This is a genomic window from Staphylococcus pseudintermedius (assembly GCF_001792775.2).
Taxonomy (GTDB): domain Bacteria; phylum Bacillota; class Bacilli; order Staphylococcales; family Staphylococcaceae; genus Staphylococcus; species Staphylococcus pseudintermedius.
On sequence record NZ_MLGE02000003.1, the window covers coordinates 226,703 to 243,043 of the forward strand.

Annotated in this window: 17 protein-coding genes and 1 other annotated feature; of the genes, 2 read left to right on the top strand and 15 right to left on the bottom strand. The window is 36.8% G+C overall.

Features of this window, described 5'->3' with window-relative positions:
* Window positions 1-16: 16 nt before the first annotated feature.
* The gene (locus BJK46_RS03965; RefSeq protein WP_020219739.1) at window positions 17-493 is read right to left on the bottom strand and encodes a DUF4930 family protein; all 477 of its coding nucleotides are present in this window, start codon (window positions 491-493) and stop codon (window positions 17-19) included.
* A gap of 169 nt (window positions 494-662) precedes the next feature.
* Between BJK46_RS03965 and BJK46_RS12160 the strand changes: the two genes are divergently transcribed.
* On the top strand, window positions 663-818 hold the full coding sequence (locus tag BJK46_RS12160; protein WP_015729275.1) for a hypothetical protein: 156 nt from the start codon (window positions 663-665) through the stop codon (window positions 816-818).
* Here BJK46_RS12160 and BJK46_RS03970 read toward each other — a convergent pair.
* The 5 genes from BJK46_RS03970 to BJK46_RS03990 all read right to left on the bottom strand — a co-directional run bounded on the left by BJK46_RS03970 (window position 809) and on the right by BJK46_RS03990 (window position 6,559).
* Entirely contained in the window at window positions 809-1,066 is a 258-nt protein-coding gene (locus BJK46_RS03970; protein WP_063278920.1) for a hypothetical protein, read from the bottom strand. The two genes, BJK46_RS12160 and BJK46_RS03970, sit on opposite strands and share 10 nt — an antisense overlap.
* Complete coding sequence (radC, locus tag BJK46_RS03975) at window positions 1,056-1,739, bottom strand: RadC family protein (RefSeq protein WP_063278921.1); 684 nt, start codon at window positions 1,737-1,739, stop codon at window positions 1,056-1,058. The genes BJK46_RS03970 and radC overlap by 11 nt, the downstream gene beginning before the upstream one ends.
* On the bottom strand, window positions 1,736-2,461 hold the full coding sequence (locus BJK46_RS12585; protein ID WP_242442428.1) for a prepilin peptidase: 726 nt from the start codon (window positions 2,459-2,461) through the stop codon (window positions 1,736-1,738). Before BJK46_RS12585 ends, radC begins: the two co-directional genes overlap by 4 nt.
* 187 nt (window positions 2,462-2,648) lie before the next feature.
* Window positions 2,649-3,917, bottom strand: coding sequence for a bifunctional folylpolyglutamate synthase/dihydrofolate synthase (locus tag BJK46_RS03985; RefSeq protein ID WP_063278922.1), 1,269 nt, complete (start codon window positions 3,915-3,917; stop codon window positions 2,649-2,651).
* Window positions 3,918-3,928: 11 nt separating this feature from the next.
* On the bottom strand, window positions 3,929-6,559 hold the full coding sequence (locus BJK46_RS03990; RefSeq protein ID WP_063278923.1) for a valine--tRNA ligase: 2,631 nt from the start codon (window positions 6,557-6,559) through the stop codon (window positions 3,929-3,931).
* A 38-nt stretch (window positions 6,560-6,597) separates the two neighbouring features.
* Window positions 6,598-6,820, bottom strand: a binding site (T-box leader).
* Window positions 6,821-6,878: 58 nt separating this feature from the next.
* Between BJK46_RS03990 and BJK46_RS03995 the strand changes: the two genes are divergently transcribed.
* On the top strand, window positions 6,879-7,427 hold the full coding sequence (locus BJK46_RS03995) for a DNA-3-methyladenine glycosylase I (RefSeq protein WP_063278924.1): 549 nt from the start codon (window positions 6,879-6,881) through the stop codon (window positions 7,425-7,427).
* An 84-nt stretch (window positions 7,428-7,511) separates the two neighbouring features.
* Here the strand turns inward: BJK46_RS03995 and BJK46_RS04000 are convergent, their stop codons facing one another.
* From BJK46_RS04000 to BJK46_RS04040, 9 genes are all read right to left on the bottom strand, one after another.
* A complete protein-coding gene (locus BJK46_RS04000) occupies window positions 7,512-8,594 on the bottom strand; it encodes an AbrB family transcriptional regulator (protein ID WP_020219738.1) in 1,083 nt (360 codons plus the stop codon).
* A gap of 257 nt (window positions 8,595-8,851) precedes the next feature.
* Entirely contained in the window at window positions 8,852-10,138 is a 1,287-nt protein-coding gene (hemL, locus tag BJK46_RS04005; RefSeq protein ID WP_014613706.1) for a glutamate-1-semialdehyde 2,1-aminomutase, read from the bottom strand.
* Window positions 10,139-10,153: 15 nt separating this feature from the next.
* Complete coding sequence (gene hemB, locus BJK46_RS04010) at window positions 10,154-11,131, bottom strand: porphobilinogen synthase (protein WP_014613705.1); 978 nt, start codon at window positions 11,129-11,131, stop codon at window positions 10,154-10,156.
* Window positions 11,131-11,808, bottom strand: a complete 678-nt coding sequence (locus BJK46_RS04015; protein WP_101457794.1) for a uroporphyrinogen-III synthase — start codon at window positions 11,806-11,808, stop codon at window positions 11,131-11,133. Before BJK46_RS04015 ends, hemB begins: the two co-directional genes overlap by 1 nt.
* Window positions 11,809-11,811: 3 nt before the next feature.
* On the bottom strand, window positions 11,812-12,741 hold the full coding sequence (gene hemC, locus BJK46_RS04020) for a hydroxymethylbilane synthase (RefSeq protein ID WP_037542832.1): 930 nt from the start codon (window positions 12,739-12,741) through the stop codon (window positions 11,812-11,814).
* Between the two features lie 25 nt (window positions 12,742-12,766).
* The gene (ccsA, locus tag BJK46_RS04025) at window positions 12,767-13,438 is read right to left on the bottom strand and encodes a cytochrome c biogenesis protein CcsA (protein ID WP_224397735.1); all 672 of its coding nucleotides are present in this window, start codon (window positions 13,436-13,438) and stop codon (window positions 12,767-12,769) included.
* Window positions 13,439-13,617: 179 nt separating this feature from the next.
* A complete protein-coding gene (gene hemA / locus BJK46_RS04030; RefSeq protein WP_015729283.1) occupies window positions 13,618-14,958 on the bottom strand; it encodes a glutamyl-tRNA reductase in 1,341 nt (446 codons plus the stop codon).
* Window positions 14,959-15,112: 154 nt separating this feature from the next.
* Complete coding sequence (gene yihA / locus BJK46_RS04035; RefSeq protein ID WP_014613700.1) at window positions 15,113-15,709, bottom strand: ribosome biogenesis GTP-binding protein YihA/YsxC; 597 nt, start codon at window positions 15,707-15,709, stop codon at window positions 15,113-15,115.
* 236 nt (window positions 15,710-15,945) lie between these two features.
* The coding region (locus BJK46_RS04040) for a transposase (RefSeq protein ID WP_142671671.1) at window positions 15,946-16,341 on the bottom strand (396 nt) is incomplete at its 5' end.

The following is a 16,341-nucleotide window of genomic DNA, read 5'->3' on the forward strand; positions in this document are numbered from 1 at the left end:
ACACCTCAATATCTGATTAATCATCGTCAGCTTGTTGGTACGCACTTAGAGGCTTCATTTGAATGGATGCACCAAGTTGATTAAGGTCATAATAAAGATCATGCTCTGTTGTATAGACACGCATCGCATCATCACCAAAACGATATAAAATAAACTGTGTATCGCGTTCTGCAATTAAAAATTCTTGATCATATCCCATACGTGTCATTTCATTGACTTGCATAAATTCATATTTATCAATCCAGTTAAATACATTCCTCATCTGACTTTTAGGTATATTTCTAAAAATGTCGTTTTCACTTTGAATATAGCGCCGTCCATTTAATGGTACGAGATACCCTTCATCATCAGTCACTTGGTACACTTCTTCATTTCCAACAGGATTCCATGGTTCATTTTTGAAATTCGGTACAAACTTTAATACAGCAAAAACGAGGGCGATGAGTAATACAATCATCATAAATAATTTAACAAGACTTTTAATTATCCGCATGAATGCCCTCCTTAAAATTATCTCTCATCAACACTACTCCCATCATTATACGTTATATTATAATAAATAAGATATTTAAAGACATCCATCCGAAGCATGATAAATATAACTTTAGAATGATGTGTTTGTTTCATAAAAATACTACAATATCAATGAAGGAGTGACATGAATGAACATTATCGCATTATTTATAATGATTTTACTTGCCGTAGTTCTTTTTAGAATCAGTGTTTCAATCATTGGCTTTTTAATTAGACTCGGCTTGATGATACTAGTTGTCTATCTTGGCTATCAATTGTTCTTATGGTTTGTGAGCTATATTTGATGACGAGAAGATAACGCTTCATAAAGGGGATTGGGGCATGAATATTTAAAAAATGAGTCGTATTGATTTGCGATTTGAATTTCATAATTGGCATTAGATGGCTCCCATTTTAGGAGAAAATCTCTCAGGCGTTTCAACACTTTGAGCGCTTCAATATCAAAAAAACGGAAATCATTAAGAACGACTATTTGATGATGAAGCAATGCTAAAATTTTCATACCCCGCCCCTTTCTATTTTTACGCTTCATTTGTTTCACTCATAATCGAAACATACGATTCTTCCCCAATCACAATATGATCAAGTAACTCAATCCCCATTGCCTCTCCACATGCAACCAACCGTTTTGTCGTTTCAATGTCCGCTTCTGATGGTGTTGCGTCACCTGAAGGATGGTTATGAATCACGATAATCGCATTAGCAGACCATTTCAAAGCTGTTTTAAACACTTCTCTAGGATGTATGATGGCACTATTTAAGGTTCCAATAAAAAGCGTTTGTTCATGAACAATTTGATTTTTCGTATTTAAGATGAGTAAAACAAAATGTTCTTGATCATAATCCTTAAATTTTGCATAATAGCGTTCTGCAATTTGGCTCGGAGAATGAATAGGATCAGATAAGTATTGCTTTTTATCCTCTGCTAAACGTCGTGACAATTCGAATACAGCGAGCAACGTTGTCGCCTTATTACGCCCTATTCCTACAAACTTTTCTAATTCAACTAATGACATGTTTCTAAGCGCTGTTAATGACTGACATTGCGCTAAAATATGTGAAGCAACTTGTATGCTAGAACGTCCTTTACTGCCGGTATTGATAATAATTGCAAGTAATTCTGTGTTCGATAATGCCTGACTACCAAATTGAATTAGGCGCTCTTTTGGTTTCTCATTAGATGATAAATCTTGAATGCGTGTCATAAAAATCCTCCATAAAATGAAATCAACTGTGGGTATATCGTAGAAACGGTTACAAATGCGGTGAAAATAGCAGGCGCAAGTGGTACTCGGCGTTGGTGTATCCAATTAAACATAAATGAAATCGGTAATAGTATACAGCCTATTGGAAAAATGAGTTCTAAAAAGAAGAGTAAAAACGGTACAGGAAAAAAGAAAATGATGATAAGAAATAATTTAATATCGCCCATACCCACATAATTTTGTTGAATGCACCCTATCAAAAAAGTAGTAACCCAAAGTAACAGGTGTGGCACATCTATATAGAAAGACGGATGAAGTGCGACTAACAAAATGGATATTAAACAAAGGAATCTGTGAAGAATCAACTGTGTACGTATATCAACAATTGCAATTGTGAGTAATAGTAACGCCATGACATAAAACGTCTCAAGCGGAATGTATACAGGTAGTAATAGCGGATAAATAATAATGCACCCCCCTAAAACTTCGCCTATAAAAAGGGATATTGGAATGCGTTGTCGACAAAAACGGCACCTTCCCTTTAACGCACAGTAACTTAGGATAGGTACTAAATCGAGCAGCTTTAACTCATGCTGACATGTTTGACACTTTGATCTTTGTAAGCAATGTCGCATGCTTAATGAAGGATGATCAGCGAATTGCAGTAAAAAACTCATTAAAATACTGCCTACAAAAAATAAGGCGACGATTATTCTAGACACCTCCTCAACACCGTCGAAACTTTAATTCACGACAGCAACATTTCATTGAATGCACTTATTATATGCGCATCCATATGAAGAGTCAAATCGCCAAAAAACACTTTTTAAGTCGAAAAAAACGTATATGATAAAAAACCACCTTATATGTATCTCGATTTTTCGGAATACATACAAAGTGGTTCGATTTTTATGAATTAAAGTCAACTTTAGATTTCACTTCACTGATGAAATAAAGACTACCTGTAATGAGCAATGCATCACCATCGTAGTTGTTTATAAATGAGATGTAATCATCGACTATTGATTTTTGTCCAAATTCAATTTCATCATATAACGTTTGCTTAGGAAGTGCTTTTGGAAAATCAAATCCTGTCACATAAATATGCTTTGCGATACTTTGGAAAGCATCTAACATATGATGAATCGGCTTCCCCTCAATAGCTGCAAATAAGACGTCTACTTTCGCTACATCGTAATACTTCTCAATTGTGTCCACTAATGCGTCAACACTTTCTTTATTATGTGCACCGTCAATTATGATAAGCGGTTCTTTAGAGACACGTTCAATACGACCTGTCCAATACGCATGTTCAATCCCTTCAATCATTTTGTTGAAGTCTAATTGAATTTTTTCTTGCTCATACAACTCAATTAACGCAGTAATTGCAAGTGCTGCATTTTCCTTTTGGTGTTCGCCGACCATGTGTAATGCTAAGTTCTCTAATTCGTAATCTTTATAACGATATGTAAATTCATCGTCTTCTGATTTGATAAAAATATCACGATCGAATTCTAAAGCTTTCGCATCTAATCGTTCAGCGATATCTCTAAAATACTTCAATGCTTCTTCATTTTTAACAGCGTAAACAATTGGCGTATGCGGTTTAATAATTGCCGCTTTATCTTTAGCAATGTCTAGATACGTTTGACCGAGAATGTCCGTATGATCTAAACCGATACTCGTCAAAATACTCATCAATGGCTGTATCACATTTGTAGAATCATTTTTGACACCTAGACCTGCCTCAACGATAACGATATCAACTGGATGAAGCTCGCCGAAATAGAGATACATCATTGTTGTAATGATCTCAAATTCGGTCGCAACTCCTAACTCAGTTTGTTCTTCCATCATTTCACTGACAGGTTTCACACGAGCCACTAGCGCTACTATATCTTCGTTTGTAATTGGTAAACCATTTAAACTGATTCGTTCATTAAATGTTTCGATATATGGAGACGTAAAAGTACCCACTTGATAATCATTTTTGAGTAAAGCTTCACGTAAATAAACAACCGTAGAACCTTTACCATTCGTCCCACCGACATGAATAGCTTGGATATTCTGTTGTGGATTACCAAGTTTATCGAGCATCCATTCCATACGTTTTACACCTGGTTTAATGCCGAATTTTGTTCTTTCGTGTATCCAATATAAACTGTCTAGATAATTCATAACTAAGACTCCTACGCTTTTAATTGTTCAATTCTCGCCTTGACACCATCATATTTCTCTTGATATTTCACTTGCTTTTCTTTTTCTTCATTAATGACGTGCTCAGGTGCTTTATTCACAAAATTCTCGTTTGATAATTTCTTATTAACACGATCTAACTCTTTTTGCCATTTTTGTAAATCTTTCTCTAGACGTTCTAATTCCTTGTCCATATCAATCAAACCTTCAATAGGTAAAATGACTTCACCAGCAGCAACGACTGTTGTCATCGCTTTATCAGGAATGTCGATTTGTGTTTCTATTTCAAGCGTACTTGGATTACAGAAACGTTCCAAATAATGTTGATTCGTCTTCAATAATTGTTGGATCGTTTCATTTTTAGCTTGAATTTTAATTGGAATTTCTTTAGATAGTGGTGTATTCACTTCTAAACGCGATTGACGTACTGCTTTAATGATTTCAACTAATTGTTCCATCACATCTTTACTTTCTTCAAACACGAACGATGCATCCACTGTTGGCCATGCACTTGTCACGATAGATTCACCTTCATGCGGTAAATTTTGCCAAATGTGTTCAGTGACAAACGGCATAAATGGATGTAATAGACGCATAATACGATCTAAAGCATAACTAAGTACAGAGCGTGTAACGTTTTTCTGAACCTCATCGTCACCGTTCATTGGAATTTTACTCATTTCAATGTACCAGTCGCAGAACTCATCCCAAATAAAATTATACAATACGCGTCCCACTTCGCCAAATTCATACTTGTCGCTCAGCTGTGTGACAGTGTCAATCGTTTCATTCAAACGTGTTAATATCCATTGATCTGCAACTGATAAATCGCTCGATAAATTAATATCTTCAAATTTGAATGAGTCACCAATATTCATCAAACTAAAACGCGCGGCATTCCAAATTTTATTAATAAAGTTCCAAACAGACTCTACTTTTTCTGTTGAATAACGTAAATCGTGACCTGGTGAAGACCCTGTTGCCAAGAAATAACGTAAGCTGTCGGCACCATATTGATCAATGACGTCCATTGGGTCCACACCATTACCTAATGATTTACTCATTTTACGACCATCTTCAGCACGGACTAAACCATGTAATAATACATCGTTAAATGGTTTTTGACCTGTGAATTCTAAACCTTGGAAAATCATACGCGCAACCCAGAAGAAAATAATGTCGTAGCCTGTCACTAACACATTCGTTGGGTAAAAACGTTGATAGTCTGCTGCGTCTTCATTTGGCCAACCAAGAGTTGAAAACGGCCATAATGCACTAGAGAACCACGTATCTAGCACGTCTTCATCTTGTGTCCAATTCTCAATATCTACAGGTGCTTCTTCGCCTACATAAAGCTCTCCAGTTTCATTATGGTACCACGCTGGAATTTGATGCCCCCACCAAAGCTGTCTCGAAATTGTCCAGTCACGGATTTCTTCCATCCAACGATTAAATGTCTTTTCAAAACGCGGCGGTACAAATTCGATGCGGCCATTTGTTTTTTGATTATTTAAAGCTTGTTCTGCTAGTGGAGCCATTTTAACGAACCATTGTGTTGATAAGTATGGCTCAACAACAGCGCCCGAACGTTCAGAGTGGCCTACCGAATGGACATGGTCATCGATTTTAATAACTAAACCTTCTTCTAACAAATCTTTAACGAGCTGTTTACGGCATTCAAAACGATCCATGCCTTCATATTTGCCCGCTTCAGCATTCATGCGCCCTGCTTCATCCATGACAACAATACGTTCTAAATTATGACGATTCCCTATTTCAAAGTCATTCGGGTCATGTGCAGGTGTTACTTTCATTGCACCACTACCAAATTCTTTATCGACATAGTCATCTGCAATAATTGGTAATTCACGACCAACGACAGGTAAAATCACAGTCTTACCGATAACATCTTGGTAACGTTCATCATCTGGATTCACGACAATCGCCGTATCTCCTAACATCGTTTCAGGACGTGTCGTAGCAATTTCCATGTAGCCTTCACCGTCAGCAAACGGATATTTAAAATGATAAAACTTGCCATTGACGTCTTCGTGAACAACTTCAATATCAGAAAGTGCGGTTCTCGCAGCTGGATCCCAGTTAATGATACGTTCGCCACGATAAATCAATCCTTTGTTATACATATCAACAAAGACTTTACGGACAGCTTGACTTAATCCTGAATCCAATGTAAAGCGCTCTCTAGAATAGTCTAAACCTAGACCTAACTTTGCCCATTGTTGGCGAATAAATGACGCATATTCTTCTTTCCATTCCCATGCCTTTTCAAGGAACTTTTCACGACCAATATCATGACGAGAGATACCTTCTTCTCTCATTTTCGCTTCTACTTTCGCTTGAGTTGCGATACCTGCATGGTCCATGCCTGGTAAGTAAAGCGTTTCATAGCCTTGCATACGTTTCATACGTGTTAAAATGTCTTGTAATGTCGTATCCCACGCGTGACCTAAATGCAACTTTCCTGTCACATTCGGTGGTGGAATCACAATAGTATATGTAGGTTTATCTGAATGATCACTTGGTTTAAAAAGTTCTTGGTCTAGCCATTTTTGATATCGACCCGCTTCAACTTCTTGCGGGTTATACTTCGGTTTCATTTCCATTAAAAATCCCTCCATTAAAATAAAAAAACACCTGTCCAAAATAGGACGGATGTTCCGCGGTACCACCTATATTCAATAGTGCAAACAAATCTCTACACTACTGCTCTCTTATGATTAACGCTCATGACACGCTTTAACCTACTCTTAGTTCAATTAAAGTTCAAAACGGGCTACCTTCAGTTATAGCTTTTATGCATTTCCAGCTCCCATGCACTCTCTATAAAAAGCGAATAACATACTCTTCCCTAACACTATTTTTAATTTCATTCTTATAGTATACTGAAACGACAATGAAGTCAATACAAGGAGGAATGAAAACGTGAACCCATGTGCATTTGGTACAAAAGATCCACTTTATCTCGATTATCACGATCACTGCTGGGGCAAACCACTCTATGATTCACGCGCTTTATTTGAGTTGTTAGCCCTAGAATCACAACATGCGGGACTTTCTTGGTTAACGATTTTAAAAAAGAAAGAAGCCTATCAACAAGCATTTCATCATTTTGATCCCCATCAAATTGCACAAATGCGTGATGAAGATATTGATACATTAATGGCATTTCCAAATATCGTACATCATCGTCCAAAATTAGAAGCCATCGTCGCACAAGCGAAAGGTTATATTCAAATTGAACAAGATTACGATAGTTTCAGTTCGTTTTTATGGTCATTTGTCGATGGGGCACCGATTGATTTTAAATATCAATCTGTAGAAGAACGCATCACCGTCAATGATACAGCTATAACATTATCAAAAGCATTGAAAAAATATGGTTTTAAATTTATTGGTCCTGTTACTACATTTTCATTTATGGAAGCTGCCGGCCTTTATAATAGCCATTTAGTATCATGTCCCAACCGCTAAACCATATTAGATCAATCTATTTCAACATCACCATCAATACATTGCGCAATATAAAAGGACTTGGACGTGACATTATCCAAGCCCTTAATTGAAATCATTTTTATTGTTACGCTCTAAACATTTTAAATACACACTGACTAATGGTGCTATTAAAAATAAAATAAAGAATATACGGAAAATATGATAACTTGAAATCATCGCAACGTCCGCTCCGATATCCAATGCGACTAAGACGATTTGACTCATCCCACCTGGTGCCGCGCCGAGGAATAATTCATCAATAGAAGCATGGTTAATGAATTGTACAAGATAAACCATTGCTAACGCTCCAAAAATGAGCATGACATTTTGATAAGCAATTGCTACTGCAATTCTCCCTTTTAATTGATCGGTTAAATGCGCAATTTGAATACCGACACGAATCATATAAATAATTTGCGCACCTGCAATAATAGGTGCATCAAGTGTGAATGTAAGGTTCGTTACAAAATTCCATATGACTAACACAACAATAGGTGCCATCAACATTTTTGTAGGGAAATGGATCCACTTCATCAGTATATAAACGACTGCAATCCCTAAAGCAATGATTACAATATGTTGTATCGTTAAAACATCTGTTAAATATTGTACATTTGCTTCAGTGACACGATTCGAATGATCAGTTTTAAAGAAAAATGATATTAATGGCACTAATAACACGACAAAAATGACACGTGACGTTTGTGTCAGACTCACGACAAGGATGTCTGCTTTTTTATTTTCTTCAGCCATTACAATCATCTGACTCAACGCCCCTGGGATGACGCTTAAAATTGCCGTTTCACGATTGACATGTGCAATTTTTCTAAAACCAATGGAGACGACAAGTGCTAACAATAATATGAGGACACTCACTAAAACAATTGCGAGCCAATCATCTTTAATATCACTTGTCACGCTTCTTGTAAATGAAGTCCCTATTTGAACTCCGAGCATAATTAAACCCAGTTCACTCAACCAAAGCGGCCATTGAACATCGCGTTTTAGTACTTTTACGACAAAAATACTTGCCAAAATGGGCCCGAACATCCATGGCAACATGATATGCAATGCAAACAAGAGCCAACCAAACAAAATCGCAATGACGAGTACAAGTAAATTATTGAACATTTTATTTTGTGCCATGGCCTCGCCTCCTAATTTTTTATCACAATGAGGAGTAAGGTTAACACAGTTGCGGAATGACCTCACTCCATTCATAGCAACCATATATTATACGCTTTTCTATTGAACATGCAATTCGTAAAACTTATACGCTAGAATTGCGATAAATGATGATCACTAGCATACAAAAAACGTATGATAGTAGGCTTCAAATTTACACCATTAGAAAAAAGAGGTCGGGACCACATCAATCCCCACCTCATCTAAGTTGTATTTAATTATTTTCCGAGACGTTCTAACGCAACATCGAAAGCATGCAATGTTTTTTCAATGTCTTCTTTTGTATGTGCTGTCGATAAAAACATACCTTCAAATTGTGATGGTGGCAAGAAAATACCTTGTTCAGCAAGTTCACGATACAATTGACCAAATAATTCTAGATCAGATTGATTTGCCTCTTTAAAGTTTGTGACTGGCCCTTCATTTAAGAAGAATCCAATCATCGAACCTGCTCGATTTACTGTTAACGGCACTTGATGTTTGGCGAAGATTTCAGTTAAACCTTCTTCTAACATATCACCAAGTTCATTAAAGTAATCATAGCTTTCTGGTGTTAATTGGCTTAAAGTCATATAACCACTCGTCATTGCAAGCGGATTACCTGATAATGTACCTGCTTGATAAATATCGCCGCTTGGTGCAATATGATCCATAATTTCTTTACGCCCACCGAAAGCACCAACAGGTAGACCGCCGCCAATCACTTTGCCTAGACACGTTAAATCAGGAATGACGTTAAAGTAGCCTTGTGCACAATTGTAACCTACGCGAAAACCTGTCATCACTTCATCAAAAATAAGTAAAGCGTCATTTTCTTTCGTAATGTCGCGTAACCCTTGTAAGAAGTTGTTAATCGGTGGTACGACACCCATGTTTCCTGAGACTGGCTCTACAATGACCGCTGCGATATCATCACCAAACTCTTCAAATGCGTATTTCACCGCTTCAAGATCGTTATAAGGCACCGTAATTGTATTTTTCGCCGTACCTTCTGGAACACCAGGTGAATCTGGCAAACCTAACGTTGCAACTCCTGAGCCGGCTTTAATTAATAACGAATCACTATGACCGTGATAGTTACCTTCAAATTTAATGATTTTATTTTTGCCAGTATAACCACGTGCTAATCGTAATGTATCTAATGTTGCCTCTGTTCCTGATGACACCATCCGCACTTTTTCAATGGAAGGCACACGTTCAATCACTAATTCAGCCAAACGGTTTTCTTCTAATGTTGATGCGCCAAAGCTTGTACCACGTTCGACAACATCATGAATCGCTTCAATTACTTTAGAATCACGATGACCTAAAATAAGCGGTCCCCAACTGAGCACATAGTCGATATATTCATTTCCGTCAATATCATAAATACGGCTTCCTTCACCACGTGACATAAAAATCGCTGGTGTGTCTACTGATTTAAATGCACGTACAGGGCTGTTCACACCTCCAGGCATCAGTTGTTCTGCTTTTTCAAATGCTTTAATTGATTCGTTATAACGCAATATTGCCGCCTCCTATTATTGTTGATCTAAATATTGACAAATGTCTTTCGCAAAGTAAGTGATGATCATATCTGCTCCTGCGCGTTTCATAGAAATCATTTGCTCCATCACAACTTTTTCTTCATCTATCCAACCATTTAATGCTGCTGCTTTTGTCATGCTGTACTCACCACTCACATTATAAGCAATAATCGGTACGTTGCTATTGTTACGTACATCACGAATAATATCAAGATAACTTAACGCTGGCTTGACAATCATCATATCTGCCCCTTCGTTAAGATCAGATTCTAACTCTCGTAACGCTTCAAGACGGTTCGCTGGGTCCATTTGATACGTTTTTCTATCACCAAATGATGGTGCGGATTCCGCTGCATCACGGAATGGGCCGAAGAAGCTTGACGCATATTTAATCCCGTAACTCATAATTGGAATATGGTAGTATCCTGCTTCATCTAAACCTTGGCGAATTGCTGCCACAAATCCATCCATCATATTACTAGGAGCAATAATATCTGCGCCCGCCTTCACTTGAGAAACAGCTGTTTGAACAAGTAAAGGCAATGTTTTATCATTATCGACATCATGTGTATGTGTGTCAATCACACCACAATGACCATGATCCGTATATTCACATAAACATGTATCGGCAAGAATTAATAAATCATTATACATGGACTTTGCCAAACGTGTTGCTTTTTGAATGATGCCATCTTCAATAAATGCGCCGGTCCCACATGCATCTTTTTCATTCGGAATTCCAAAGAACATAATGGCACGAATCCCTAAATCATATGCCGCTTTCAATTCTTCATGTAGTAGGTTTAAGCTGATTTGATATACGCCTGGTAATGATTTGATTTCTGCTTTGACATCATCTTTCTCTACAACAAAAATAGGATAAATCAAATCTTCTTTTCTCACATGTGTTTCTCTTACCATATCACGCATCACTTTTGATGAACGTAATCGTCTATGTCTATCGAATTGCATTATTGAACCCTCTCTTCTAAAATTTTTGTCACCATTGATTCTAAAGTTTGAATGTCAGCAATAGAACATGAATAGCCGTAATCTTGAATCTGTCGTGCTGTTTGTTGACCAATTGCATAATACGAGTCGAAATTTAAAGACGTATCATCGTGAAAAAACGCCTTGACAGCAGAAGCACTCGCAAACGTCAATGCATCCACTTGACCTGTTTCGATACGTGCTTTGGCTTCTTTCACATTTTCCAATAAAAAACATGAAGTATACAAATCAATTTTTTCAACATTGAAACCACGTACTTGCAACACTTCTTGCAGTAATGGCCGTGCGCGTTGACTGGATGGAATCAAAATATGCTGCCCTTGTTGTGTGGGGAATGCATCGAGAAATCCTTCTTGTGAGTAATCTGCTGGGAAGAAATCCACTCGCAACCCTTGTGATTCACAAAATGCTTTCGTTTTCTCGCCAATGACCGCTAATCTATTAAAATTTAACAACTTTAAATAAGGTTGAAAATGCGTAACGGCATTTTGAGATGTAAAAACAAGCCAATCATAGTGACGACCTAGCACTGATTGATCAAAAGGAAGTGGTTCAGTCGTCACAAATGGAAGATGAACGATTTCAGCGCGCTGATCATTATAACGCTTGGTTTGGGTCATCACTATAATAGGCTTCATCATTTACACCTCTTTCTCATTTAAAGCTTGAATAATCTTATCCGCACCTTGAGATTTAAGAACACGACTCACTTCGCTACCGACTTGTATTGGATCTTGACCTGAAAATGTGTACTCAAATCTTTGTTTACCATCTGGAGACATAATCAAACCCGTAAATTGAATCTCTGTATCATTTTTACGGGTTGCATAGCCCCCGATAGGGACTTGACAACTCCCATTCATTTCTTTTAAAAACGTGCGCTCTGCAGTGACACATGCCGCCACGTCTTCATTATGTACTTTTGCAAGTAATGCTAACAATTCATCATCATCTGCACGACATTCGATACCAAGTGCACCTTGGCCAATAGCCGGTACGAGTAAGTCTTCATCTAAATATGTTGTCACTATGTCATCAGACCAACCCATGCGTTTCAAACCTGCTGCCGCTAAAATAATCGCATCGTAATCTTCTGTTTCTAGCTTTTTCAAACGTGTGTCAATATTCCCTCTTATCCATTTGATTTCTAGGTTCGGATACTTCGCTAAAATCTGTGCACCACGTCTTAATGAACTTGTTCCGATAATACTACCATCAGGAAGTTCGTCCAACGGAATATGATTTTTTGAAATGAAAGCATCAAATGGATTTTCACGGTCTGGAATACACCCTAAAGTGAGGCCTTCAGGTAATTCGCTTGGAACGTCTTTTAATGAATGAATGGCCATATCGATGTCTCGGCTAAAGAGTTCGTTTTGTATTTCTTTCACGAATAACCCTTTACCACCGACTTTAGATAATTGACGATCCACAATTTGATCCCCTTTTGTTACAATTTCTTTAATTTCGATATCTAAAGTAGGATCAACTTCTTTTAAACGATCAATAAATTGTTGGCTTTGAGTCAATGCGAGCTGACTTCTTCTTGAGCCGACGATAAGTTTACGCATAGTGCTTTCCTCCAATTAAAATAATTTAAACTCCGGTCCATTGGTGAAATGTTGATAATTGAGTCACCACAACTAAATTGATCATACAGCATAAAAATAACATGATATTTAAATTCATTAAAAATGACTGTTTAAAACGACGCGTCAATCGTAATGTAATAAAAATAGAATAGGCAATAAAAATAATAATTGACGAGATCACTTTCAAGTCTAAAAAGATATCATAGCCAATCGATACCATACCCCATTGAATTCCTAGCACGAGACTAATGAACATAAATATGACACCAATCAAAGAACTGTAAAACACTAACTTTTCAAGTGTTGCGATACTGCTCATTCTAAAGAAATTTTGCGTAAATCGCTTTTCTTTTAAATTTCGATATTGTATTAAATAAATAATCGCATTTACAAACGCAACTGCGAAAACCACATAACTCAACAATGCGAGTGAAATGTGGAAAAATAGTAATTCATTCAAAGCTGTGAGTCGTGCACCGTCCAATTTAAATTGTCGCGGGTGGAACGTGTGAATCGTCATGAAGACAAACCCAATCACATTCAAAAAGGCGATCATAAACTCAGACTGACGCAACACGGACATCACAAAAGTAATCGTCAAAATCAACCACGTTAATACGTAAAAACTCTCGATTAAAGAGGTTAAAGGGAGTTGCTTTTGCCATATAATAAACATAGTTAAAGAGATTGTTTGACAAAACCAAACAATCCCTAAAGCATAGAACCCTATGTTTTGTAGACGATAATTCTTTTGAAATACATCTATTATCAAACCCACCATACTGACTAAATAAATCAATAAAATGACTTCATGAAAACGTATGAAAAACGCTTCTTCCATAGCATCACCGTTCTTTAAGTTTCTATACTTAATAATCTTTCTTTCAACACAGATTTTTTCTTTTTAATCGCTTGTGTTTTATAATCTGCTTCAACTTCTAAATCAAAAATTTCTTGGAATAGTGCTAACTTCGCATCCGCATGCTTATCATCACTAATCTCTTTCGCTTGTTTGATCGGATCTTTTAGCATTTGATTAATGATGCTCTTCGTATGCTTAGAAATCACTTTTCGTTCGCGCTCTGACATGTTTGGTAATTTTCGACTAATACTATCCATCGTATCTTGTTGGATTTGCATTGCTTTTTCACGTAACGCACGAATGACCGGAATGACACCAAGCATACGCACCCATTCATTATGTTTATCAATTTCTGTTGGAATACGTGATGCAATTTGTTCTGCTGCAAGTTGACGTTCACGCAAGTTGGCATCAACGAGACCTTTTAAATCATCTACGTCATAAATAAACAACTCTGAATGTGAAACGTCGACAGGTTCAATATCTCTTGGTACAGCAATATCAATCATGACTTTTTGAGATGATTTTGCAACACTTTGACACATTTCTAACATCTCTTTTGTAATGATAAATTGTTCTGCACTTGTTGAACTGATCACGATATCCGCTGAAACAATGGCTTCCCCTAGTGATGCCCACTCTCCAACTTGTACACCATGTTGATCTGCTAATGCTTGTGCGCGTGATAATGTACGGTTAATGACTGTAATGTGACGCACGCCAGCACCTTTTAAGTTTAAAACAGCTAATTCTGCCATTTCGCCCGCACCAATGACTAATGCTTGTTTTTTATTCATTTTACCGAACATTTTTTTCGCAAGTTCAACCGCACCGTAAGACACACTAATTGTATTATTAGCAATATCTGTTTCATGATGTGCTTTTTTACTAAATGTGATTGCTTGTTTGAACAGTTCATTAAAAATAGTACCTGTTGTTCCTGCTGCTTGTGCTGTGAAAAACGCATCTCTCATTTGACCTAAAATTTGTGTTTCACCTAATACGATTGAGTCTAAGCCTGCTGTAACTCTGAATAGATGTTCAATTGCTTCGTCTTCGGTTTTCACTTCAGACATCGCCTTGATATCATCTAATTCAAAATTAAATTGTCGCGCCAAAAATCTTTGAATATAGTAACGTCCCGTATGAATTTGGTCAACTACCGCATACACTTCAGTACGGTTACACGTTGATAAAATCACGTTTTCTAAAATAGATTTTGTCTCGAACAACGCTTCATGTACGTGTGTCAAATTTTCTTCTTGAAATGAAAGTTTTTCACGACATGCTACATCAGCTGTTCGATGATTCACACTAACTGCTATTAAGTACATGCTTATGCCCCCATATATTCTACAATGACTACATTATAACACAGATTAGAGTCATTCTAATTAAAAATGCATAATCATGTTAAGATTTTTAATCATCCTTCCAAATTTTTGTCATAATTGTAGTCGTGCATGATTTTCATCTGTTGATAATAGGTTATTCTTCAGCAATGAACGCACTAATGGCTGCCCAGATTTGATCTTGTTTCTTTTTCTCAATTGATGAGTAACTGATAATTTGATCGCCGGATTCTAACTCCAATTTTTCTTTAATGATTTTAATATGCTTTTGCACTTTACCTTTAGGGATTTTATCTTCTTTCGTTGCGATAATGAGTGTCGGAATGTCGTAATACTTCAAAAAGTCATACATTAACACATCATCTTCAGTTGGCGGATGGCGTAAATCGACTAATTGAATCACGAGTTTTAATGCTTCTCGTGTTGTAATATAAGTTTCGATCATTTTACCAAAAGCTTCACGTTGCTTTTTACTTACCTTCGCATAACCATAACCTGGAACATCGACAAAAATCAATTGGTTATCAATATTAAAAAAGTTTAAAGTTTGCGTTTTGCCGGGCTGTTGAGACGTTCTCGCCATATTTTTTCGCCCAATCATACTGTTAATAAATGTTGATTTTCCAACATTTGAGCGACCACTTAATGCAACTTCAGGCAAATCTAACTCTGGGTATTGCTCTGGTTTAACAGCACTAATTAGAATGTCTACTTCATTTGGGTTGATATTCATCAGTTTTACACCTCGTTTATGTATCATCATACTCTTTTTAGATTACCTTAATTGCTCAAAGCTTTTCAACAAATGTACGGTTTCTCTTTATCGAAATAATGATTATTTATATTTTTACATGTTGGATATTTATACTAAAGCGAAATAAAAAAGCCGAGCCATAATCTGACCTGATTATGAAACCCAGCCTTTTTAAAAGGTTCTTTGTCAACGTCGGTTGGTGAGACGATAACGCATTAAGCAACGCTATTTTGTTGTTTAATGCGTTTTTTATATTCACTTACAAATACCTTAGAAATCATTAAGATACGATTCCTAAAATTCCAGAAATTTCTATAACCATAAGAAACACGTTTAATCAGTTTTATTTTATTATTAATCCCTTCAATGGGTCCATTCGTTAAATGTCGATGACGCATAGTACTTGAGATATAAGGCATGTATTTGATGAATGTGTGGATGACACGCTTGAGCCCTTTCGAAGTATCTTTTATCTTTGCATCCTGTAAGATGAACCGTAGTTGCTGGATATCGTTTGCTTTCAAAGCACTTAAAAGACGGTGTCCTGTTTCATATGTCTCTTTGAGCGTCTCATCAAGATTTAACAGGTATTGAACTAAACTGTACTGGCT